The 21,484-nt window shown below is 34.4% G+C and carries 23 protein-coding genes; 5 read left to right on the forward strand and 18 right to left on the reverse strand.

The features are described 5' to 3' along the window. The 17 genes from VIX88_RS04825 to VIX88_RS04905 form a co-directional block, all read right to left on the reverse strand. Positions 1-672 carry a hypothetical protein gene (locus VIX88_RS04825; protein WP_214194091.1) on the reverse strand — a complete coding sequence of 224 codons (672 nt, stop codon included), beginning with the start codon at positions 670-672 and terminating at the stop codon, positions 1-3. Continuing rightward, complete coding sequence (locus VIX88_RS04830; protein ID WP_064971290.1) at positions 644-1,132, reverse strand: phage holin family protein; 489 nt, start codon at positions 1,130-1,132, stop codon at positions 644-646. Before VIX88_RS04830 ends, VIX88_RS04825 begins: the two co-directional genes overlap by 29 nt. Then, entirely contained in the window at positions 1,133-1,570 is a 438-nt protein-coding gene (locus tag VIX88_RS04835; RefSeq protein WP_079207832.1) for a DUF1353 domain-containing protein, read from the reverse strand. An 11-nt stretch (positions 1,571-1,581) separates the two neighbouring features. Continuing rightward, positions 1,582-2,022, reverse strand: a complete 441-nt coding sequence (locus VIX88_RS04840; RefSeq protein WP_079207830.1) for a hypothetical protein — start codon at positions 2,020-2,022, stop codon at positions 1,582-1,584. Positions 2,023-2,033: 11 nt separating this feature from the next. After that, complete coding sequence (locus VIX88_RS04845) at positions 2,034-4,355, reverse strand: hypothetical protein (protein ID WP_222535153.1); 2,322 nt, start codon at positions 4,353-4,355, stop codon at positions 2,034-2,036. Between the two features lie 57 nt (positions 4,356-4,412). Next, positions 4,413-4,958: a hypothetical protein gene (locus VIX88_RS04850; protein WP_014938208.1), complete on the reverse strand. Its 546-nt coding sequence runs from the start codon at positions 4,956-4,958 to the stop codon at positions 4,413-4,415. After that, positions 4,955-5,302, reverse strand: coding sequence for a hypothetical protein (locus tag VIX88_RS04855; RefSeq protein ID WP_214194093.1), 348 nt, complete (start codon positions 5,300-5,302; stop codon positions 4,955-4,957). Before VIX88_RS04855 ends, VIX88_RS04850 begins: the two co-directional genes overlap by 4 nt. 125 nt (positions 5,303-5,427) lie before the next feature. After that, on the reverse strand, positions 5,428-5,682 hold the full coding sequence (locus VIX88_RS04860; protein WP_214194094.1) for a hypothetical protein: 255 nt from the start codon (positions 5,680-5,682) through the stop codon (positions 5,428-5,430). Between the two features lie 125 nt (positions 5,683-5,807). Next, complete coding sequence (locus VIX88_RS04865; protein ID WP_214194095.1) at positions 5,808-6,098, reverse strand: hypothetical protein; 291 nt, start codon at positions 6,096-6,098, stop codon at positions 5,808-5,810. Between the two features lie 8 nt (positions 6,099-6,106). Continuing rightward, the gene (locus VIX88_RS04870; RefSeq protein ID WP_214194096.1) at positions 6,107-6,484 is read right to left on the reverse strand and encodes a hypothetical protein; all 378 of its coding nucleotides are present in this window, start codon (positions 6,482-6,484) and stop codon (positions 6,107-6,109) included. A 273-nt stretch (positions 6,485-6,757) separates the two neighbouring features. Continuing rightward, positions 6,758-9,949 carry a DNA primase gene (gene dnaG, locus VIX88_RS04875; protein WP_214194097.1) on the reverse strand — a complete coding sequence of 1,064 codons (3,192 nt, stop codon included), beginning with the start codon at positions 9,947-9,949 and terminating at the stop codon, positions 6,758-6,760. Positions 9,950-10,039: 90 nt separating this feature from the next. Next, on the reverse strand, positions 10,040-10,327 hold the full coding sequence (locus VIX88_RS04880; RefSeq protein ID WP_214194098.1) for a hypothetical protein: 288 nt from the start codon (positions 10,325-10,327) through the stop codon (positions 10,040-10,042). Between the two features lie 243 nt (positions 10,328-10,570). Continuing rightward, complete coding sequence (locus VIX88_RS04885; protein ID WP_261390765.1) at positions 10,571-10,702, reverse strand: hypothetical protein; 132 nt, start codon at positions 10,700-10,702, stop codon at positions 10,571-10,573. Then, positions 10,699-10,887 carry a hypothetical protein gene (locus VIX88_RS04890; protein ID WP_214194099.1) on the reverse strand — a complete coding sequence of 63 codons (189 nt, stop codon included), beginning with the start codon at positions 10,885-10,887 and terminating at the stop codon, positions 10,699-10,701. The genes VIX88_RS04885 and VIX88_RS04890 overlap by 4 nt, the downstream gene beginning before the upstream one ends. Then, positions 10,868-11,209: a hypothetical protein gene (locus tag VIX88_RS04895; protein WP_214194100.1), complete on the reverse strand. Its 342-nt coding sequence runs from the start codon at positions 11,207-11,209 to the stop codon at positions 10,868-10,870. The genes VIX88_RS04890 and VIX88_RS04895 overlap by 20 nt, the downstream gene beginning before the upstream one ends. A gap of 62 nt (positions 11,210-11,271) precedes the next feature. After that, positions 11,272-11,844 (reverse strand): response regulator transcription factor, encoded by a 573-nt coding sequence (locus VIX88_RS04900; protein ID WP_233032239.1) that lies wholly within the window; start codon positions 11,842-11,844, stop codon positions 11,272-11,274. A 10-nt stretch (positions 11,845-11,854) separates the two neighbouring features. Beyond that, positions 11,855-12,055 carry a hypothetical protein gene (locus VIX88_RS04905; protein WP_155756534.1) on the reverse strand — a complete coding sequence of 67 codons (201 nt, stop codon included), beginning with the start codon at positions 12,053-12,055 and terminating at the stop codon, positions 11,855-11,857. Between the two features lie 136 nt (positions 12,056-12,191). On the opposite strand from VIX88_RS04905, the gene VIX88_RS04910 reads away from it, so the two are divergent. The 3 genes from VIX88_RS04910 (at position 12,192) to VIX88_RS04920 (ending at position 13,444) form a co-directional block, all read left to right on the forward strand. Beyond that, on the forward strand, positions 12,192-12,497 hold the full coding sequence (locus VIX88_RS04910; RefSeq protein WP_214194102.1) for a hypothetical protein: 306 nt from the start codon (positions 12,192-12,194) through the stop codon (positions 12,495-12,497). Positions 12,498-12,624: 127 nt separating this feature from the next. Further along, positions 12,625-13,233 (forward strand): DUF3575 domain-containing protein, encoded by a 609-nt coding sequence (locus VIX88_RS04915; RefSeq protein ID WP_064969606.1) that lies wholly within the window; start codon positions 12,625-12,627, stop codon positions 13,231-13,233. A 4-nt stretch (positions 13,234-13,237) separates the two neighbouring features. Next, positions 13,238-13,444: a hypothetical protein gene (locus tag VIX88_RS04920; RefSeq protein WP_064969604.1), complete on the forward strand. Its 207-nt coding sequence runs from the start codon at positions 13,238-13,240 to the stop codon at positions 13,442-13,444. Between the two features lie 60 nt (positions 13,445-13,504). Here VIX88_RS04920 and dnaE read toward each other — a convergent pair whose 3' ends face one another. After that, complete coding sequence (gene dnaE, locus VIX88_RS04925) at positions 13,505-18,157, reverse strand: DNA polymerase III subunit alpha (RefSeq protein WP_064969602.1); 4,653 nt, start codon at positions 18,155-18,157, stop codon at positions 13,505-13,507. A 179-nt stretch (positions 18,158-18,336) separates the two neighbouring features. Between dnaE and rpsO the strand changes: the two genes are divergently transcribed. Beyond that, positions 18,337-18,606 (forward strand): 30S ribosomal protein S15, encoded by a 270-nt coding sequence (gene rpsO / locus VIX88_RS04930; protein WP_004918697.1) that lies wholly within the window; start codon positions 18,337-18,339, stop codon positions 18,604-18,606. 211 nt (positions 18,607-18,817) lie between these two features. Then, entirely contained in the window at positions 18,818-20,953 is a 2,136-nt protein-coding gene (locus tag VIX88_RS04935; RefSeq protein WP_064969600.1) for a polyribonucleotide nucleotidyltransferase, read from the forward strand. The last annotated feature ends 531 nt before the right edge of the window (positions 20,954-21,484 follow it).

The following is a 21,484-nucleotide window of genomic DNA, read 5'->3' on the forward strand; positions in this document are numbered from 1 at the left end:
TTAAATTTTTAATCTTGATTTAATAGCGTATTTTGAAAATTCCCAAATAAGGATTATTGAAATTCCAATAATTACATAAACCCATAGAGGTATATTTTTTCGGTCTGTTTTTGAAGACTCTTGTAGCTCAGTTATAAATTCTCCTTGCTTTTTTGAAAACTTATATAACTTATCATATTCCTTTAGAACTTCACTTGACTTTGTATTTAATTTATCTATGGTCTTGCGTTGTTTTTCAATGGTGGATTTAAGGCTATTTATTTCGCTGACTTTTTCCGACAATTCCTTTTGCAACTTTGCTGTAGTTGTTCTTAATATCTTAGTGCCGTTATCCGCTCCAATCTCATAAATATTACCATTCTTATCGGTTAGCTTCACAACTCCTTTGGCATTTTCTATTAACAAATCTTCGGAGCTTTCGGAGAGACTTTTTTCTTGAATCACTTTTATTTTAGATTGATAATTCTCAATCTCATTTCTGAATGAGGTATTTTCTGCTTTGAGGCTTTTATTTTCATTTAATGCCTCAGATAACTTACTGCTGACTGAATTAAATAAGCTATCATTCTCTGTTTTAAATTGTGTCATTTCTTGCGTCTGCTTATTTTTTCTAACTGAACCACAAGAAGCTAAAAATAAAATACTAAGAATTAGTTGTAGAATTGTTTTCATTATTTTTTTGGTTTTTTAAATGGTCAAATATTTGACTTACTACATCTTCTCGTTTTTGTAATATTTCTAGTAATTCTGCAAAGCTTTTATCCGCTTTTCGCCTTACTTTATCCTCGGCTTTTTCTCTAACCGACTTAGCTTCTGTGAATATTAAGGCTACAGCACAAAACACAGAAAATAAAGGGGTCAGCGATAGAGGAAAAGGTAATATCGTTGGGGTTATTACATCTAAAAAATCAAAAGTTAGTGCGAAGAACATCATCGAATAATAATAGACGAATTTGTTTATCGTTCTTCGGTATCCTTCGGAAGTCGTTGCCTCTCCCATTTCTTGGGCTTTTTTAAGTCCAAAGTAGAAGTCTACAATTATAGCAAGTAATACGGCTATCCAAATAAAGCACACTTGTATAAGCTGTGTATATAGACCCTCATAGTTTTGTTTTAAAATTTCTGCTATCATTTATTTTGGTATTTTTAATTGTTGTGAATAGAAGAAACCGCCTAATAATCTTATAACCTTGTGGCTTATCCAGTTGAAAACTCGCCTTTTTGGAGCGAGGGCTTTTCTCCAAAGCAGTCTTTCGTCATCAGCAAACTTCCGAGCTTTGTAGATGTTGTATCCAAAATACTCAAACTGCTTTTGCTTTTCCGTCCATAACTTGTCGTGTATAAGGTCAGCTAAAGCCCCTTCATCTATCGGAGGAAATAGCCAGTGCAGCCAACTTGGTACACTCGCACCGTCCCAAATAAAGCCCTTATCTATCTTTAGGATATATCCATCAGACAACTGAATTTCTAAATCTATCAGAGTAATATAATGTCTTGGAAACTCACTAGACTTTGGAAGTTTCTCAAACCATTTAACCCCTTTTATTTTTTGTAGGAAAAGTATTTTCATAACTTTTAATTTTAGTCTTTAACAATTTCCCAATCTTGTGCTTCAGAGAAATACATACCTTGACCTTCTTGACACTCTTTTTGAGTGATAATGAGTAGTCCTTTCCTAAACAACTCATTTATATAATCTGTATAAGACTCAAAATCTTCCAGATTTAACCTAAGTAACTTTGATAATTGTTCTAGTTCCTCATAAGTATAGGTTTTAATTCTTGTTACAGGAGTACCTAATCTTTTAATTACCATTATTTTTTTAGTAATAGTTTCTTGAGTTGTTGGTTCTACCTCATTTACCTCTTCTTCTACCTCTTTAGTACAAGTATCTATAATTCTTAGTTCATACTTATTTTCAGTAGGTTTGTTTTGAATTAAGTCTATTTCCATTGTTACAATGCCTTTGTGTATTGGTGGAAACATTAAATCTCTATTAGACTGTATTGCTATTTTTTGCATTTTTTTAAATTTTAAGGGTTATTACTTTCTAATTGTTCTATTCTTTGTTCTAAGTCATATATGGTTCTTTCCATTCTGTTGATAGCATCAAATAATCCAGATACCATTTGTTGAACAGAACCTGCAACAATTCTACTTACATCTTCCGATAATATCCTTGCAAAATCATTTACACTTCTTATTCCAACTGTACCATCACCTTTCATCATTACTATTTTATTAAATAATGTATCTCCATCTGCACTGGCTGTTCTATTAAGGTCTAGTTTGAGTTGTCCATTTATTTTTAGCCATCTTTCATCAAACTTTCCTGTTATTAAACCATCATCTATTTTTGTGAAATTATGCTTATCATTGTGTATGGATAATATATTGTCTCTAAATCCAGAACCTACTCCAAAATCCAAATTATTTCCTATAACAACAGAGTTAAGATATTGCACTCTACCATAAGTAGAATAATTACCAGAACCTATGAAAAGGTTATTATAACATCTGTACAATAAATTCCAATAAGGAGATTGTCCTATGATGGTAGACATTACAGCCTTATCTGGTCCATTAGTACTTGTAAGAATATTTCCCACAAATGTGTTCATTCCAGAGTGCAATGTATAATTATCATTGGGATCATTGGGGTCTATACCAAAATATTGCTTACCTGTATTATTTTTTGCCATAAATGCAGATTTAGCTACTACAGGTGATAAAGACTTGATATCATCTATATCAATAGTTTCTGATTTAAGACTAAAGGCTGTTGCTTGCCCTATGAATGTATTAGAATAAGATTTAGGTAAATTATAGGCTGTTGCTTGCCCTATAAAGGTATTTCTACCTCCTTTTTTTAGACTAAATCCAGAGCTACTCCCAATAGCTAGATTGTAACTATTATCATTAGCATCAGTAGATTCATCATTTAATTTTTGTAGTGATGAAGTACCTATTGCTGTATTATGTTTTCCTACTGTATTACTATACAATGTATAGCCTCCTATTGCTGTATTTGTTTCCCCTGTAGTATTATTCTCTAACGCACCAATACCATAGCTTACATTGTAATTTCCTGTGCTTAACTTATTAAAAGTACCAAAATAGAGTGAAGCTGTGGGAATATCTGTTCCAAATCTAATTTCTTTTCTATCATTAGATTCTTTTCTAAATAGTATATCTCTAGGAGTATAATTGTCTCTATTTACAACAGATTGTAAAGTATCTTGTGAAAATTCGGCAGAATATACATCGCCTCTACTATTCACAACTAATTGTTTAACATCAGAAATATTCTCTGGAACTAAATCAGTTACACCAATCAAATGTATTTTACCATTTTCTATACCTATTGAAGCGTATATATCATCATCACTATCGTGATTAGCACTATAAGATAATTCTATACCTTTTTTTTGTACAGTTAATTCAGTCCTTCCATTTCCTGTCCCTTGGGTAACATTGAAATATCCGCTACTTAATCTAAATGAGGTATCTTTTACACCTAATCCTAAACCCTCACCTGTATACATTGAGAAACCAACATCCTGTGATACATTCCATCTGTAATCATACATCTGATTAACACCACCTTCCTCTGTGGTATCTAAAGTGGAGTTGGCGATGTTTTTTACAAGTTTATCTGCTTGTGTTTTAGTGTAAACTGTACCTTCTTTATCCCCTTCGTCTATAGTTGCTGCATTAGTAGGCATTTCCCCTATATCTAAAGCTTTCTTCAGCAGATTTTTATTGTTAGGAGTAATATTGGAAGCATCTAGTTTAACAAAAATACTAGAAGCTGCCTCAAGACCACTAGGGTTTAGAGCGTCTTCATCTACTAAAATGTTCCCATTATAGAATAGAACAGGATCATTGTCTGCAAATTCTTGCTCAAAAGTAAGCTCATAGCCCTTTTTCTCACTATCATCTACATATGCTCCCGTAAAATATAATGGGTTGCATTTGCTTCCATAAATTCTTTTATACTCCGAATTGCAGGTTTTACTTACAATTACAAACCCTTGATTTGTATTGTTTTTTACAAACTCGTTTATTTCTATTTCGTCTCCTGGATAATGCCCCGTAATTTTCTTCTTCCATCCTCTGCTATCTACATCACCTTCAGTATCTCTATTATGAGTCTGTGTAGATGGTGTTAAATATAAAACATGAAATCTACGACCGTCTGCTATTACAATATTACCCTCCGTGATAACCCCTTTAGGATTAGCCGTTGGCATAGATATTATATCTTCTACATAAAGAAGATAGAGTTCTGATTTAGGAGTGGGTAGTCCTGCGTTTTTATTTGGTTTGGTAGCATTAAGTCTAAAATTAGCCATTTGCAAAATTTTGGACCAAAAGTAAACCTGTATTTATTTTTTCCGTGCCAAACTATTTTATCTGAAAAAAAGCTCCCCTATTCTCTCATTATTGAAGTGCTTATGTAAAGCTCCTTTTTTTTTAAATGAATAGTAATAGTGTCGTAATATTTTTTCATCATAACCGTATTCGGAAAGTTCATAATCTTCTATAAATTTCCAAATAGCAGCTTTTATTTTAGCTGGAGATGATGATCCTGCACAATAACCCTTTACAAAAAAATAAAAACAGGATTTAAAACTAGAGTCTAAAAATTTGTAGAACGAGTCCAACTCATCAAAAGATAAGTCTACTCTATATTCAGCAGAGGAATGAAACTCCATCAGCTCTGCCGAAAAGGCTTTTTTTGAGCCTAACTTTTTGGTATATATTGTCAAACAATAATTTTTCACCTTATAGCTTGGCAATATCCCATTTCTTATAAACCTCCCCAATGACGAGTTGGGATTTATAATTATCCTACTAAAGCTCTCCGTATAAGACAATACTTCCGCATCTCCTAATTCTTTGATAATAAAAGGGATTAAATAGCCTGGTACTTCTATAGGATAAAGTTGTATCATGGTATTTTTAAGGTTTGTATTGATGTTTTTATGATTGTTTTTTTTAAATCTCCTTCTATATTAAATACTAAAGGCGTATTCATAAACACATCATTGTTGTGTAAAACAATGTTCCTTCCCGAATGAGTAGTGGCACAAATAGCTCCATAACTACTGAACTTATCCATTTCTTCTATGCTAGGCGTTCCAGGAATAGAATAGGTTATTTGTGTTTCATAATAAATTCCAGATGCAGCTTGTTTTCTTTCTATAGCCATGTGTGCCGTACCTGGTGTAAAATAAGTATCAGATATAGAATTACTTAATAACAAAATCTCATTTACTGAGTTTTCTATTTTTAACATACTTATTGGTATGAGCTTTAGCTGACATAAGTATTCAAATTGCCCTTTCATTTTTCAACAAAAATACAAAAAAATTTTACTCGGTTTAAAAATTTTAAACCGAGTAAATAAAAAAATAGTTGATATTATACATCTTCATACAAAGGCTTTCCAGAAAAAGGACAATATTTGGCGTAAAGCATAATTTCTGAATACGATTTAGTAAATACTTCTTGCCCTTTCTTTCCTTTTTTCTTTCGGTATAGGCACGGAATCATTAGATGTCTTTCTCCAAACCAAAAGGTAGAGGCGTTAAATCCTGCTTCAGGGTCTCCTGTTTTTTCTCTTGCTAGTTCTTCTGCTCTTTCTATTTCAGACCAGTTTTCATGTATTTTATTCATAGCTGTTGTTTTAATTTTTGTATTTGGTTATCGTTGTCTATGATTTTTTTGTAGTTTCATAATTATTTATTGTTTGTAAATTAAATTTTGTACTTGTTGTTTTGGGCTTAAATCTAAATCTATCCTTAGGTAGTTTCATTTTTAGTGAATTTGTATAGAAATTTTATTACCTCATTGGGTTGGTCTTTGAGGTAAGGTTTCGTGATGTCTATTACTTGATAATAAAATTTGCCTGGTTTTTCTATCACTAAAAAACTATGATGGTCTAAATAACATAAACATACTTCTTTAAGAAGACTTAACCAAGCTAAAACATCGGTCAGCATTGGTTCTTTGTCTACCAGTCTTGGAAATTTATATCTGATATTATCCGTTATAACTTGCAATTTTTCTTGTTTTGTCATCTTATTTTTCATTCTTCTTATTATTTAATTTTTTCTATAACTCTTTCATAAATCCAAGCATACTGTGAAATATGATATTTATGGTACCAAATATCTGTGTGCTTCAATCTGTATTCTTTCATTTCGTCATACTTCTTAGGTAGATAGCAATCAGCTATATCGGCTAACTCCTTTGTTGTATATTTATCTCCAAAATAACAGTGTCCTACCAAACGCCCAGCAGCATAGATGCCAAATAGATATTCTTTAGTCTTTTCACTATAAATCTGCATAACATCTAAACCTTCAAAAAACTCACAGAAAAACATTGGAGCAAACTCAATGAATTTAGGAGCTTTGCCTAGTAAGTTTTTTACGGCTATTTTATTATCGTGTTCTATATTGTGCTTTGGAAACATTTTTTTATTTAGGTGGGTCATTTTAGAATTTATTTCTCCAACATTCCAACATTACTGTATTTCAGACAATTACATTAAAATATACCTCTATTTCTGTTGGAAACTGTTGGAAACCTAAAAGCACTTCCAACAACTTCCAACAACTTCCAACAACTTTCCAACATTACTTTTATACTTAAATTACTCTTTTATAATAAATTAAAGGCTGTTGGAAATGTTGGAAAATATTTTTGCCGTTTGGGGCATTCGCCTTTAAAAAAGGGTAAAAAAATATCAAAACTCGGGCTTCTCAGAACTTTCTTCTATAGACCCTTGGGAATTGGGGGTTGCAGGGGGGACAAATAAATTATCCATTCCTGTTGATTTTTTATACTGTTCTTCTTGTTGTATGTTTAAAGCAAATAGGATAGAGTCCTTATTCTCTAGTTTATTCAAATCTACTGTATAGGCAGAAGTATTGATATTATTTCCAAATCTGTAGGATTTAACCTCTCCTGCAAAACTACTAGACTCTCGTAGCTTCTCTCTCAATGTTCCCTTAGCAGGACACGACTCTGAAAAACGAGGGAACCACTCCGTTTGGATACGATTATAGACCTCAGTAAATCTAAGATAGAGTTTGTTATCTGCAACCTCAAGATGAACCCCACGCTGAAGCCTACTCAGTTCTGTACCATACAAACAAGCTACAAACACATCCCAGAACTTAGCCATTACATTCGCATTATCAAGTTTTGTTTTAAGATTACTTGCCCAGGTATCAAATATTTCTAACATATCTTGAGTTGTGAAAGGAAATACAAAATCATTTGTATCTTTCAATAACTCGTGTGTAGCTCCTAATATGGAGTAATTGGTAATGATACGGTCTATCATGCCCTTAAACGCAGGTCTTGCGGATATTATTTTTTTGTACATATAAAACTTATCTGCAAACTTTTGCTCAAATAAAGGGCGGTACCAAATGCACTTTTCCATATAAGCCGTTATGTTATCCGTAGTCATATTCTCTAATTTTTCAAATTCTTTTTTTTCCTCTAATGAGAATTGGTTTTTTATCATTTCTCCATATAACAATCTAGTAAGCACGGCATCATCTGTTGGGGATTGGTTCCCTGTAACAATAGCTGCACAAAGTATAGGAGAAGAATCGGTACTTACCATAGAGTCTAAGGTGGCTCTTTTATAAGAACCTCTATCCCATAGCCCTTTAAGCATTCCATCTATATCACCATCACCATTGGTATATTCAGATAGATGTACAAGCATATTAGAAAACTCTCCAAAAGCACGAAGTTTAGCTTTACCTGTACTTTGTTTATTTTCTAAGTTTATGAAGTCAGTTTTGGCTATACCGAACATTTTTTTCAGACAACCGTAAAGTTCGTCTTTACCTGTAGAAGGTGGTCCGTATAAAAACATTATAGGAAAGCCTTTTGCAACACTCACAATAATGTCTTGATGGGCAGATGCAAAGGCAAACAGCATACCTATGACCCCATAGTCTCTGTGTACCTTAACCATTTGTGCCAAATAATCTACCATAGGTACAGACCACGACTTAAGCTGCACCCGCTTTTGTTGCATGAATTTATAGGGATTAGCTCTATAAATTTCGTTTGCTGAAGGTACATAGTAAGAATGACCATCAAAATGGAAAATACCATTTTTATCAATCGGTATGCTTGACTGCCCTGGTATGGTAACCGAGTTGTTCCAAGCATAAAAGCCTTCAGCATTCCAGCCTAAAACATCTACACGCCTACCCACGCCCATATTATCATAGAGATAAGCGGTTAATTTATCCAACTCTTTTTGATTTCCATTCCATTGGAAATTGCCTTGATTGGCACATTGTTTTTTAAAATCCAAAGGCGTGGTAAGAGCATCTGCCCTTACATCAAAAATCCTTTCGTCTCCGTGTATATTAGAAACTCTGAGAAGTTTTGCCGCAAACTTCTCATCGTTCATGTGTTGTAATATTTCAATAGAAAAGTTACTGATACTTTTAAATCTTACTGGATAGTCAAATGTATCTTGTATATATATCTGATTATTAGCAATGAACAACTGATATTTTTCTATAATTGGAACCAACTCTTTATGGTCTTTAACTCCCTTTGGAAAGTCATATAGCTCTTGTAAATCATTACTTATCTGGATAACTTCTGCCTCCTTTTCTTTCATCAAATTACGAATAAAAGCAGGTTTTTGCTTTGATTCTTTTATGAGCTGGTCCGTATATATGTTTTTAAGAGTAGTATCTGGGATTTTTGATATTGTTTCCGCTAAAAATTTAATCCCATTAGCTCTATCTAACTCATCACCCTCTAGCTTCTCCAAACATAACACTTTGAACCCTGTAATTAAATACTCTTGGAGCGAGTGTAGTAAGCCTATATCTTCTATTTGTACAGCATATTTTCTGCTATAATCATCTGGATCTATATCCTCTGGTAATTGGCATACTTCTACTGAAAAGCCTTCTATAATTAGCTGAGGAATATATTTGAGCATAGATTTTTTGCCTCCAGCATCTGGGTCTAGACAAAGCGTTATTTTGTTTGTGAGTTTTTTCAGCGTTTTAATATGTACATGCGTTAATGCAGTACCACAAATACCTACTGAGTTTTCTAGCCCTAATCTATGCCAAGCGATGACATCATTATAACCTTCTAACAGCCAAACTCTCCCTGTTTTCACTATGGCATTTTTAGCAGCATTCAGACCATAAAGAACTTTCTCTTTTCTATATAGCTCTGTTTCTGGAGGATTCATCCACTTAGCAGATTTTTTATCTCCAGTGAGGTCCCTATGAGCAAAACCTATGATATTATCTTGACTATCAAAGATAGGGTAAGTTAAACGATTCCAGATTTTATCATTATTCTTGTCGTTTACTAAACCTAGCTGTTTAGCAGCTTCTACATTACCTGCTTTTTTAAATAACTCGTAGATAAAATTATCTCCAGGAGCATAACCTATTTGCCACTCCTTTATTACTTCATCTGTATATTCTCTCTTTTGTATTTCTTGCCAAGCTGGGTGGTCTTTTGGAAGCTGATATAAGTTTTCTTGAAATTTCTTGTTTAAGGAAATTAAATATTTCCTCAAATCTTTTTCTTTAGCCCTTTTAGCTCTATACTGGTCTGTGTCGGCTTGGCTTTCGTATTCCATTTGTAAGCCTTGCATTTTAGCCAGTTCTTCTATTGCCTCTGGGTAAGTCATTCTTTTTACCTCCATTAAGAGGCTTACAGCATCTCCAGAGATACCTGAAGAATAGTCTATATATCTTTGGGTATTTGCCTTAATTTGACAACTGGGCGTTTTCTCCTCCTTGAAAGGAGATAGACACCAGTAGTGTGCTCCTTTTTTCTCTACTCTTATCCCTAACTGTTGAAAAACACTTAGTATATCGGTATTAAAGAGGACTTTGTCTATAAATTCTTTTTTGATGTAAGGCATATGTTCTTATTAAAACGAGTTAATAAATCCCCACACTACACTAAATGCATAGTGCAGGGAACCATTTAAAGTTGAGTGATTTTTTTAAGTTTAAGCAGCTATTGTAGGCAGCTCTACGCCCCCACGCTTCATATCTTCTATAAGATTGCTGAGTGCCTTCGAGAATGTGGAAGAACGCCCAAAGTAAGCCTTTTTCTTGTCTAGCCCAAGTATGATGTTGTAGCCATCTTTTCGTGTTGAAATACGAAAGAAACGAGCCTTGAGCTTTTCTGAAATGAAGATTAAGTTTTCTAGAGTGTACTGCCCTGTCGCTGGGCTGTGCGTTAGCAATAAGGTACTGTTGTTCCCTTGTGCTAAAACTTTTACTGGGTTTGGCATTAGTAAAAATTTTATTTTTCGTTAAAAATAAAGAAAGCGTAGCCTCCTCTGAGTCGCCAAACCCACTTATAGCAGTGCCATAAGAATAGAGAAAAACTACGCCTAGGTTGTTATTTCTAATGCAAATTCTATGATTTACACTGCTAAAAAATGAGTTTGGCAGTACAAATATAGATAATTTTTTATTATTAAAAAATATTTTTAATAGTTTCATTTTACCAGTGTTTTTTGAGTATTGTTTTATTAGTTAGCTTTAGGGCTAACTTTAAGATTAGATTTTTCATTTCTGAAAGTATTGAAGTTGAACACTTTAATTTTTTGCTTTTTTCTTGTTTTAGCATATGCCTCCACAAAAGCCTTTAGTTCCTTATTCATAGCAGTAATTGAGTTTGGATTACAAAATGAAACTCTTTTAGAAGTATCTTGGCGGCTTTGTTTTCTTCTACACAGCTATCACCATAGATTGTTTTTAGATGTGTCTTTATTTTAACGCCCTTTCTTCTAAGCCTGTAACACGCATTATATTTGCGTTTTGCTTTTTTATCTACCGTATTTCTCATTATATATAGCGTCTAAAGATTTATGTAATAGTGTTTTTACATTTTTAATATCCTTAATCATGGATAGTTTATCCATTTTAGATATGATTTTAGATAGTCTAAATAAATCAGGCTCTGTTTTTTGTAAACTTATAATATGCTCTAAGTCTGCAGAAGATAGCTTATAGATTTTACCCAATTCTATAAGACCTGAAACAGATATAATTTGGTTTTCTTTGTAATTGAATAAGTTACTTAGCCTTTTTAAAGCTAACTCTATGGGCATTTTCTTTAAGTTAGAACATTCCCATTTATAATTTATGAGGTAAGGTATTGTTTCCATTATTTTTATTTTTAAAATGAAGCCTCCTAAGAGGCTTCGGGATAGTAAATAAGCTCCCGTTCCTAGATAAGCCCTAGGAATACTGCTACTCTGGTCGCTTCTTGTTTAGTTCTTATGTTGAGTTTTTCGTATAAGTTGGTACGAAAAACATTAAATGTTCCTAGTGGCATTCCTAGCAGCTCTGCTATGGCTGTGTTCTTCTCTATAGAAGATATTAGTCTTAATGCCTCTAGTTCTAGATTAGATAAAGATTCTCCCTTATAGGATATTTCTTTACATAAAATACCCTCGCCTTTGCAGTGCCCTTTCAGCGGACAATCTACTACATCAAAATTGGGAGATTTTTTTTTAGAACAATAGTCTGGTTCAAAATTAAGTCCCCCAAAACGGCATTTGGCTAGTTTTTGTATTTGCTTCTCTGTGTCATCTGGAAACCACTTTTGCAAAAGCTCTTGAGTTTCAACCTCAGAGTCCATAATATTATAGATAAAACCTATGGCTTCCGTAGGAAGTTTTGTAAAACATTTAATTTGGCTATTATGTATTGCCATTAGTCTATTTTCCTCTTTATGGAAGAAAATTTCCAAGCTGTCGTCACACATACCTGGGTAAATCATCTGTGTTGTTGAATTCATAGTTTTATTTTTATTCATTTATGAGTTTATAAGTGTCTTTTGCTACATCATATAAGGCTCTGATGATTTCTAAATCACCAGACTTTCTCTTGCGTACACCTCTCACAGTAGATGCACTTAAGTTTTCTCGACCCAATTTTTTTATAACCTTACTTGCATAATTTCTAGGTAAATAGTCATCTATGAATTTGAATTTACTTTCAATATTCAAATCAATATTTTTTTTAGTTGATATTTTGTTACCTTTGCGTTGCATTTTGTTTGTTATTGTTTCAGTGCAAATTTAAAAATTTTAAACTTGGTTCAAAATTTTTGTACTGAAAAAATGACTTATAATATATAAGTTAATGAATATCAGAGGAAAAATTTTAAACTATTGTCATTACAAGCGAATAGACTTAAAGGACTTTGGAGAAAAGTTGGGGCTTAAGAAGTCTAATTTTTCTTCCAAGATGAATGGAAAAAGTAGATTTAATGAGGAAGATTTTGCCCTTATGAGAAAACATTTCCCAGATATAGACTTAAATAATTTATTTGAGGAAGCTGTTGCGGACTCTGTTGAGGATTCATCTACTGAAAATATTACTCATGACAACCATGAACTTATTAACATATTAAAAAAGATAAATAACCTCACAAAGGACTTTAAATAGACCCAAATGAGACCAAATTATGACATAGTATCATTGATTCCCAACGGTAATGAGAGTACTGGAGGCACCACCATAAAAACCACTCCGTTTGAGAGTGGTTTTTGTTTTATTATTTTATATTTGCATTATGAAAAATATAGCCATTATACTTTTTTTAGGTTTGACAACTCTAACACCAGCACAGTCTACCCAAGAAGAGACAAACACAACAAAGCCTAAATCTTTATACATTAAAGGAAATGTTCTCACTCTACCGCTATCCATCATAAATGGAGGACTAGAGTATCAATTAGCACCCAAGTACACCATACAAGGAGACATCCTTATTTCACCTTGGAAATCTGCATTTGGCAATCATATGCAAATTTACATGGGACATTTGGAGGGTAGATATTATTTTAAGGAAGCATTCAATGGTTGGTATGTTGGAGCAAATGTTGGAGGCGGAGTTTTTGATATGACCAAATGGAATTACCTTGACACAAAAAAATTTCAAAGAGGGTTTAATTATATGATAGGAGCTGTAGTTGGATATCAGTACCAATGGAAAGATAAATGGAATATTGACTTTTTCTTAGGTGGAGGAACTTCACAAGGTTTTTATCACGGCTACGAACCAACAGAAGAACCACCACATTTCTTGAAAAGATATGAAAGCCATCCAGACTATTGGAATAAAAGTGGAGAATGGATTCCTTACAGAGGCGGTATTATGATTTCATACAAATTAAGATAAAAATATGGATTTTAAAAACCCTAAATTTTACCTCATCGTTATCATTACATTTGTTGTTGTATTTTTAATGAACTATCTTGGTAACTCTAATGCTCCAGACCAACTAGAGAGAGCTTTAATGAACGGAGCCGCTGGAGCAATAGGCATTACCATAGGTCTTTGGATTTGGAATCGAAATAAAAACGACGACACTCACCACAATTTTGATTAGAATTTGATATAAAAAATAAGGAAGCTAATGCTTCCTTATTACTATTTTAACTCTAATCTTCTAGTTAAGAAATATCTGATACTTATTATACTGCTGAATTTTATACAAAAGTTCTGCACTTATGTTGATTTTCTTCTGTATTGATGGTAGTTCCAGCTCCGTTTCATCGTTAGGATTTTTAAGATAAAAACTTAACTTATGCTCTCCCTGATGAGAGAGTAAATCGTTTTGGAAGAATTCAATATCCGCTCTTCTAATATCAGTAATATCCGCCACAATGGATAGTGATTTTGCATATTTTTCAAAAGCATCTTTAAGGTCTATCACTTCATTTATATTCACAAAAACCCTACCGTCTTTGGAAATTACCATTTTTATCTTAATAATTACAAACCTTTGTAAAGCCAATTTTTCCCTAAGGCGCATATAATCTCTATCGCCTAAACGAAAACCATACGACCCACTATAATCTTCCAAGGTCAAAAATGCAATTTTTTCGCCACTATTTTTACCATCTCTTATGGTATATTCGGTAATTAGCCCTGCTACTGTATATTCTTTAGCCGCATCATTAATTTTCCTTAACTCTTTCCACGCCTCTTTCTCTGAAAATAAACTAGGATTGATGCTACTTGCAATACTATCTTTAAAGGCTTCTACTTCATCTAAGTTTAAAAAATTAAAACTGCCTTTAGGTTCTACATTTTTAACTTCCTCCTCCATTATTTCACCATCTTCACCTTCTACTAAATCTAAGTCTACCGCTAAATCTGGTTCATCTTCTGTATCTTCTATTAAAACCGATTCTTTCGGGATAGATTGCAACTCTTCTAAGATTTCATCTTTTTGAGACAAAACTTCCTTTTTACTCAACTCACCTTGCATAAAGCGAAACTGATATTTATACTCATCTAAAGGGTGAGCTGATAAGTAGAACCCAATAATTTCTTTCTCCTTATTGAGTTTATGCATATTCTGCCACTCCATAGCGGGTGCTATTTTAGGCTGTTCTATTTGTATTTCTTCTGCAAAATCCGCAAAAAGAGAGTTTTCCACCTCATTTTTACTTTCTTGGAAACTTTGCCCATATCTAATGAGCTTTTCTATATTAGTCTTGCCAGAGTTATCAATATCAAAATATTGTGCTCTATGGTAGGTATCTACCTCATCAAACGCTCCCGCCATCACCAAACTTTCCACCACTCTTTTATTCACTTGTGATGGCGTTACTCTTTCAAAGAAGTCATAGATATTTTTAAATTTCCCTTTCGCTCTTTCTTGGCTAATCGCTTCACTAGGACCTTCGCCAATCCCTTTTATCGCTCCTAAACCAAACCTTATCTGTCCTTTATCATTCACCGAAAATTTATACTGACTTTCATTAACATCTGGCCCTAAAACATCTACACCCATAGCTCTACAATCCTCCATAAACATTGTGATTTGTGCCGTGTTGTTAATGTTATTACTCATTACACTCGCCATATACTCGGCTGGATAATTTGCTTTTAAAAATGCCGTCTGATAAGCAATAAGTGCATAACAAGTAGAGTGAGATTTGTTAAATGCATATTCCGCAAACGCCTTCCAGTCGTTCCAAATTTTATTGAGTTTTTCTTCGTCTAGATTATTCTTTTTACCACCTTCTATAAATTTAGGATACATCTTATTAAGAACATCTATCTGCTTTTTCCCCATAGCCTTCCTCAAAGTATCCGCTTCACCTTTGGTAAAGTTTGCTAATTTTTGAGATAAAAGCATTACCTGCTCCTGATAAACGGTAATCCCATAAGTTTCTTTAAGGTATTCTTCGGTCTCTGGAAGGTCGTAAATAATTTCTTCAACACCGTGTTTACGATTGATAAAGTTAGGAATATACTTAATTGGTCCTGGACGATACAAAGCATTCATCGCAATTAAATCCGCAAAAACGGTAGGCTTTAATTCCCTCATATATTTTTGCATACCAGGACTTTCGTATTGGAAAATCCCTATGGTTCTTCCCTCTTTAAAAAGTTGATAAGTCTTAGCATCATCTAAAGAAATTTCATCAGGGTTAATATCTATACCGTGCCTTTCTTTTACGAGTTTAAGCGCATCTTTAATGATAGTTAAAGTCCTCAGCCCTAAAAAGTCCATTTTTAAAAGCCCCGCACTTTCTGCCACCGAGTTATCAAACTGAGAGACCAAAATATCGGCATCTTTAGCCGCTATCGAGATAGGCACCAAATTAGAAATATCTTCAGGTGTAATAATCACTCCACAAGCATGGATTCCCGTATTTCTAATGCAACCTTCCATTTTTTTCGCCGAATCTAACACAGGGAAACGCTGGTCGTTAGGATTGTCTAAAACCGCCTTCATTTCATCAACTAAAACTTTATCTTCATCTTTAAGTTTGTCGTATTTAGATAAAGCCTTAGCAATGTTCATTCCTGGTACAGAAGGCACAAGTTTCGCAATATTATTAGTTTCTGGAATAGGCACATCTAGCACCCTACCCGCATCTTTAATCGCCGATTTACCTCCCAAAACGGAGTAAGTAATAATCTGTGCTACATTAGATTTACCATATTTATCAATAACCCATTTAATAATTCTATCTCTTCCCTCATCATCAAAATCAATATCAATATCGGGCATTGAAATTCTTTCAGGATTTAAAAAACGCTCAAAAAGGAGGTCGTATTTTATAGGATCTACATTGGTAATCCCAATACAATAAGCCACCGCCGAACCTGCCGCCGAACCCCTACCAGGACCTACCCATACCCCCATCTTTCTAGCTTCGTTACAAAAATCTTGAACAATCAAGAAATATCCTGGGTAACCTGTATTAGCAATAATTTCCAGCTCAAAATCTAGCCTTTCTCTTATATCATCAGTAATTTCATCATAACGCTTCTTAGCTCCTTCATAGGTGAGGTGTCGCAGATAGGCATTTTCTCCCCTTTTGCCACCATCTTTCAAATCTTCCTCAGATTGAAACTCTTCTGGAATATCAAATTTAGGCAATAAGACATCTCTCTTTAGAGTATAAGGTTCAAATTTTGACAACAGCTCTGTATAAGCCTCAAAAGCGTCTGGATACTGCCTAAAGCACTGCTTGAGTTCCTCCGCATCTTTGATATAAAACTCTTGAGACCTCAATCCTTTTCTCTTACCAAAGCCTTTTCCTACTGGTGTGGACAGCTTTTCGCCATCTTTGATACAACTTACAATATCTTGAATATTAGCATCAGATTTATCGGTATAAAAGGTTTCATTTTGGGCTAAAATTTTAACATCGTATTTATCTGCAAAATCTAACAAAACCTCATTCAAATGCTCCTCTTCTTGCAAACCGTGATTTTGAAGCTGAACATAGAAATCCCCACCGAAAGTTTCCTTCCACCACTTAAATCGTTCTTCTCCTTTTTGCTCACCAAAATTCAAAATAGCATCTGGAATATCTCCATAAATACCCGATGTTACCGCAATAACATCTTCTTTGTACTGTGCCACCATCTCCCTAGACACCCTAGGTACACCAAAATAAAAACCATTAACATACCCTAAACTGGACAACTTCGCTAAATTTTTATAACCATTAAAGTTTTTAGCGAGAAGCACAACATTAGTTCTTCTGTCAGGGTCGTCTTTGGTAAATTGTTTTTGTTCTGGACGGTCAGAAATATAGAATTCACAGCCCAATACAGCCATAAGCTCTTTAGAATCTGGAGCATTTTCATTGAAATCTGCACCCTCTTCTTCCGCTTTTTGTTTATTAGCTAAATATTCTTGATGAGCCTTTTTAACGCCAGAATTGTATTTTTCTACATCGGAAACGAATTTGAAAGCCCCCATCATATTACCCAAATCCACCATACCAACGGCAGGAAACTGATTATTTTTAGCCTTAGCAATCAAATCTCCTATGGAAGTGGTAGATTGCAAAGATGAAAAAATACTGTGATTATGGAAATTGAAATAATCACCGAGTTCAATCTCACTAATATCGCCAAAATCGGTTCTTTTTTTCTTTTTATTAAAGTCCTCTACTTGCCTCCTGATAACAATCGCAAACGGACGAATAGGACTCGGGTGGTTTTCTTGATAAACCTTAAGCTGCTCTTCCGAAATTTTAAGCGTTTCCGCAGGAATAATCCCAACACGCATCATTTCAAAAAAGACTTGTGCCGTGGCATTTACATCGGCAGCAGCATTGTGAGCTTCATCAAATTTTTCACCATAGAGTTTTTCGTAAAGCTCCTCCAATTTGGGCGGTTTATACTTTCCATTTCTACCTCCTCCAAGCTGACAGTAGTCTGTCCCAAGTGCCATAGTATCAGCAGATGGAATTTTTTCTAACACATTTTCTATAGACTTTCTATAAAATTCCGCCCCTACAATATTATAATCAAACTCAATATTGTGTCCAGCGACTATCTTTGTTTTTTTTAGGACTTCTCTAAACTCTTCTAAAACTTCCACCAAATCTCGCCCTTGCTCGTGAGCCATTTTAGTAGAAATCCCGTGTATCCTAGTAGCATTGAACGGAATATCATAACCCTCTGGCTTGATGATATAGTCTTGATTTTCCACTAAATTACCCTCTTCATCGTGTAGCTGCCAAGCAATCTGCACCATTCTCGGCCAGTTATCCGAATCTGATAATGGAGCATTAAAATTCTTTGGTAATCCCGTAGTTTCCGTGTCAAAAATAAGATACATATACCTTTGTTTTTAGAGCGTAAAAATAGAGAAAATAAAATAAAAATAGAGTATAGAATTTAGGGCTGAAAAGGGATTTTATAAATCAAAAGGACACTACCACAAATACTTGTTGTGGGATACAAAAAAAAATACTAAATTTGCGACCTCATACATAATAATCATTAAATAATATTGGAATGTATTTAACTAAAGAAAAAAAGGCAGAAATCTTCGCAAAGCACGGAAAATCTGCACAGGACACAGGTAGTGCAGAAGGGCAAATCGCTCTTTTCACTTACAGAATTAACCACCTATCTCAGCACTTAAAGTCTAATCACAAAGACTTCGCTACTGAGAAATCACTTGTTAAAATGGTAGGTAAAAGAAAAAGATTATTAGATTATCTTAAAAACAAAGATATCGAAAGGTATAGAGCAATTATTGCTGAACTAGGATTAAGAAAATAATCAGTCCAAAAAGACATCAGAAGCAACTCTTATTTGAGTTGCTTTTGTTTTTAGTATAACTAAAGTTCTAAGAACTTGTAATATTAGTCTGTAAAAAAAGTATTAATTTTGCAAACAAGACATTTAAAAGAATATTAACCATATCTGCCTAAAGAAGTAACGCAGATAAACATTGGAGATAACGCTCCAATACATTAACATTTTAATTTTTATGAATGCACCACAAGCAATCACCGAAACCATTCTGCTGAAAGACGGCAGAGAAATCACTATTGAAACAGGTAAATTAGCTAAACAAGCTGATGGAGCCGTAGTTGTAAAAATGGGAGGCACTATGCTACTAGCAACGGTAGTAGCCGCTAAGGAAGCTAATCCTGGCGTAGATTTCTTGCCTCTTACCGTAGATTACAGAGAAAAATTTGGAGCAGCAGGAAGAATCCCAGGTAACTTTTTCAGAAGAGAAGCAAAACCTTCTGATGATGAAGTGCTTACAATGCGTCTAGTAGATAGAGTTATCAGACCATTATTCCCTAGCGATTTCCACGCAGAAGTTCAAGTAATGATTTCTCTTATCTCTTACGACGAAAAAGTAATGCCAGACTCATTAGCTGGTCTTGCTGCATCAGCCGCTATTGCGATTACAGATATTCCTTTCAACGGACCATTTTCGGAAGTTAGAGTTATCAAAAAAGACGGCGTTCTTAGCATCAATCCTAGCTGGGAAACTCTACAAAGTGGCGTGGAACTAGATATTATGGTAGGAGCTACTAAAGACTCTATCGTAATGGTAGAAGGTGAGATGGACGAAATTACCGAGCAGGAAATGCTGGAAGCTATTACTTTTGCTCATAAAGAAATTAAAACACAAGTAGAAGCTCAAGAAAGATTGGCTCAAAAAGTGGGTAAAGCCTTCCCAAAAAGAGAATATTGCCACGAAACCCACGATGAAGAATTAAAAAAACAAATCTGGGATTATGCTTACCAAAAGTATTACGACATCGCTAAAAACCCTAGTGCAAAAGAAGAAAGAGGAGAGAAATTCTCGGCAGTAGTAGAGGAATTTTTAGCACAATATACAGAAGAAGAATTAGAAGAAAAAGCAGATTTAGCTAAAGTTTACTTCCACGATGTACAAAAAGAAGCTGTACGCCAACTCATCTTAAACGAAAACATCCGTTTAGATGGAAGAAACAACCAACAAATTCGTCCTATTTGGAGTGAAGTAGATTATCTTCCTGCCGCACACGGTTCTTCTGTATTTACTAGAGGCGAAACTCAATCGCTTACTACAGTTACTTTGGGTTCTCTTATGGACGCTAACAGAATTGACAGCGTTATCACTCAACACGACGAAAGATTTTATCTACACTATAACTTCCCTCCATTCTCAACAGGTGAAGCTAGACCACTTAGAGGTACTTCTAGAAGAGAGGTTGGACACGGTAACTTAGCTCAAAGAGCTTTAAAAGTGATGATTCCAGAGGAAACGCCATATACTATTCGTATTGTTTCGGACATTTTAGAATCTAATGGTTCGTCTTCTATGGCTACGGTATGTGCTGGTACACTAGCTCTTATGGACGCAGGTATCCCAATGAGAAAACCAGTTTCTGGTATCGCTATGGGGCTTATTACCGATAAAGAATCTGGAAAATGGACGGTACTATCTGACATCTTGGGCGACGAAGACCACCTAGGAGATATGGACTTTAAAGTAACTGGTACAGAAAACGGTATCACAGCTTGTCAAATGGACATTAAAATCCAAGGGCTTACAATGGATATTATGGAACAGGCTCTAATGCAGGCTAAAAACGGAAGACTTCATATCCTTGGGGAAATGCTTAAAACAATTTCTGAACCTAGAGCAGATGTTAAGCCTCACGCACCTAAGATGGTAATGATGGAAATCCCTAAAGACTTCATTGGTGCTGTAATAGGACCTGGTGGTAAGGTAATCCAGCAGATGCAAAAAGAAACAGGCACTGTAATTACCATAGAGGAAAAGGGTGAAATAGGCTACATAGAAATATCTGGAACTGATAGAGAAAAGATAAATGCAGCTATCGCTCAAATCAACGAAATCACTTTCATTCCAATAGTTGGAGAAGTTTACCTGGGTAAAGTAGTAAAAGTGATGGACTTTGGTGCTTTCGTTCAGCTAGCCAAAGGGACAGAGGGACTTTTACACATTTCGGAAATTGATTGGAAGAGAACCGACAAAGTACCTTACAAAGAAGGAGATGTGGTAGAAGTGAAATTTATGGGATACGATGACCGTAAGAAAATGAAACTTTCTAGAAAAGTACTCCTCCCAAAACCTCCAAGAGAAGAGAAATCTAAATAATAATAATACATCTATACTGAACGGCTGCTCTAGAGTAGCCGTTTTTTCGTTAGAAAAAAGTTACCTCAAGAGTATTTTTAGAATAAATCATCTTGTTTTAGCTTTCTCACAAGTAGTATTTAGTTCTCGCAAGGTTGTTTTAACTTTCCCGCTATTGTGGTTTAGGACAATCTGTCTTGTTTTAGCTTTCTCACAAGTGGTATTTAGTTCTCACAAGGTTGTTTTAACTTTCCCGCTATTGTGGTTTAGGACAATTTGTCTTGTTTTAACTTTCTCACAAGTGGTATTTAGTTCTCGCAAGGTTGTTTTAACTTTCCCGCTATTGTGGTTTAGGACAATCTGTCTTGTTTTAGCTTTCTCACCAAGAGATTTTAATATAAATAAAGCCGATTTTAATTGATACAAGCTTATTTAGCGGTACAAAAGAGCATTGGGTTTTACCAAAACCATCTTAAAATAAGTCATTAGTAGGGAAATATTATACCTATATCTCAATCTCATTAAAGTTAAACTATTTTAAAATAAGCAATG

The organism is Riemerella anatipestifer, assembly GCF_035666175.1.
GTDB classification, from domain to species: Bacteria; Bacteroidota; Bacteroidia; order Flavobacteriales; family Weeksellaceae; genus Riemerella; species Riemerella anatipestifer_D.

What these genes read in the sequence shown, in the direction of transcription:
- VIX88_RS04825 (WP_214194091.1), bottom strand. Translation starts at nt 672, where the DNA reads ATGAAAACAATTCTACAACTAATTCTTAGTATTTTATTTTTAGCTTCT.
- VIX88_RS04830 (WP_064971290.1), bottom strand. Translation starts at nt 1,132, where the DNA reads ATGATAGCAGAAATTTTAAAACAAAACTATGAGGGTCTATATACACAG.
- VIX88_RS04835 (WP_079207832.1), bottom strand. Translation starts at nt 1,570, where the DNA reads ATGAAAATACTTTTCCTACAAAAAATAAAAGGGGTTAAATGGTTTGAG.
- VIX88_RS04840 (WP_079207830.1), bottom strand. Translation starts at nt 2,022, where the DNA reads ATGCAAAAAATAGCAATACAGTCTAATAGAGATTTAATGTTTCCACCA.
- VIX88_RS04845 (WP_222535153.1), bottom strand. Translation starts at nt 4,355, where the DNA reads ATGGCTAATTTTAGACTTAATGCTACCAAACCAAATAAAAACGCAGGA.
- VIX88_RS04850 (WP_014938208.1), bottom strand. Translation starts at nt 4,958, where the DNA reads ATGATACAACTTTATCCTATAGAAGTACCAGGCTATTTAATCCCTTTT.
- VIX88_RS04855 (WP_214194093.1), bottom strand. Translation starts at nt 5,302, where the DNA reads ATGTTAAAAATAGAAAACTCAGTAAATGAGATTTTGTTATTAAGTAAT.
- VIX88_RS04860 (WP_214194094.1), bottom strand. Translation starts at nt 5,682, where the DNA reads ATGAATAAAATACATGAAAACTGGTCTGAAATAGAAAGAGCAGAAGAA.
- VIX88_RS04865 (WP_214194095.1), bottom strand. Translation starts at nt 6,098, where the DNA reads ATGAAAAATAAGATGACAAAACAAGAAAAATTGCAAGTTATAACGGAT.
- VIX88_RS04870 (WP_214194096.1), bottom strand. Translation starts at nt 6,484, where the DNA reads ATGTTTCCAAAGCACAATATAGAACACGATAATAAAATAGCCGTAAAA.
- dnaG (WP_214194097.1), bottom strand. Translation starts at nt 9,949, where the DNA reads ATGCCTTACATCAAAAAAGAATTTATAGACAAAGTCCTCTTTAATACC.
- VIX88_RS04880 (WP_214194098.1), bottom strand. Translation starts at nt 10,327, where the DNA reads ATGCCAAACCCAGTAAAAGTTTTAGCACAAGGGAACAACAGTACCTTA.
- VIX88_RS04885 (WP_261390765.1), bottom strand. Translation starts at nt 10,702, where the DNA reads ATGAATAAGGAACTAAAGGCTTTTGTGGAGGCATATGCTAAAACAAGA.
- VIX88_RS04890 (WP_214194099.1), bottom strand. Translation starts at nt 10,887, where the DNA reads ATGAGAAATACGGTAGATAAAAAAGCAAAACGCAAATATAATGCGTGT.
- VIX88_RS04895 (WP_214194100.1), bottom strand. Translation starts at nt 11,209, where the DNA reads ATGGAAACAATACCTTACCTCATAAATTATAAATGGGAATGTTCTAAC.
- VIX88_RS04900 (WP_233032239.1), bottom strand. Translation starts at nt 11,844, where the DNA reads ATGAATTCAACAACACAGATGATTTACCCAGGTATGTGTGACGACAGC.
- VIX88_RS04910 (WP_214194102.1), top strand. Translation starts at nt 12,192, where the DNA reads ATGAATATCAGAGGAAAAATTTTAAACTATTGTCATTACAAGCGAATA.
- VIX88_RS04915 (WP_064969606.1), top strand. Translation starts at nt 12,625, where the DNA reads ATGAAAAATATAGCCATTATACTTTTTTTAGGTTTGACAACTCTAACA.
- VIX88_RS04920 (WP_064969604.1), top strand. Translation starts at nt 13,238, where the DNA reads ATGGATTTTAAAAACCCTAAATTTTACCTCATCGTTATCATTACATTT.
- dnaE (WP_064969602.1), bottom strand. Translation starts at nt 18,157, where the DNA reads ATGTATCTTATTTTTGACACGGAAACTACGGGATTACCAAAGAATTTT.
- rpsO (WP_004918697.1), top strand. Translation starts at nt 18,337, where the DNA reads ATGTATTTAACTAAAGAAAAAAAGGCAGAAATCTTCGCAAAGCACGGA.
- VIX88_RS04935 (WP_064969600.1), top strand. Translation starts at nt 18,818, where the DNA reads ATGAATGCACCACAAGCAATCACCGAAACCATTCTGCTGAAAGACGGC.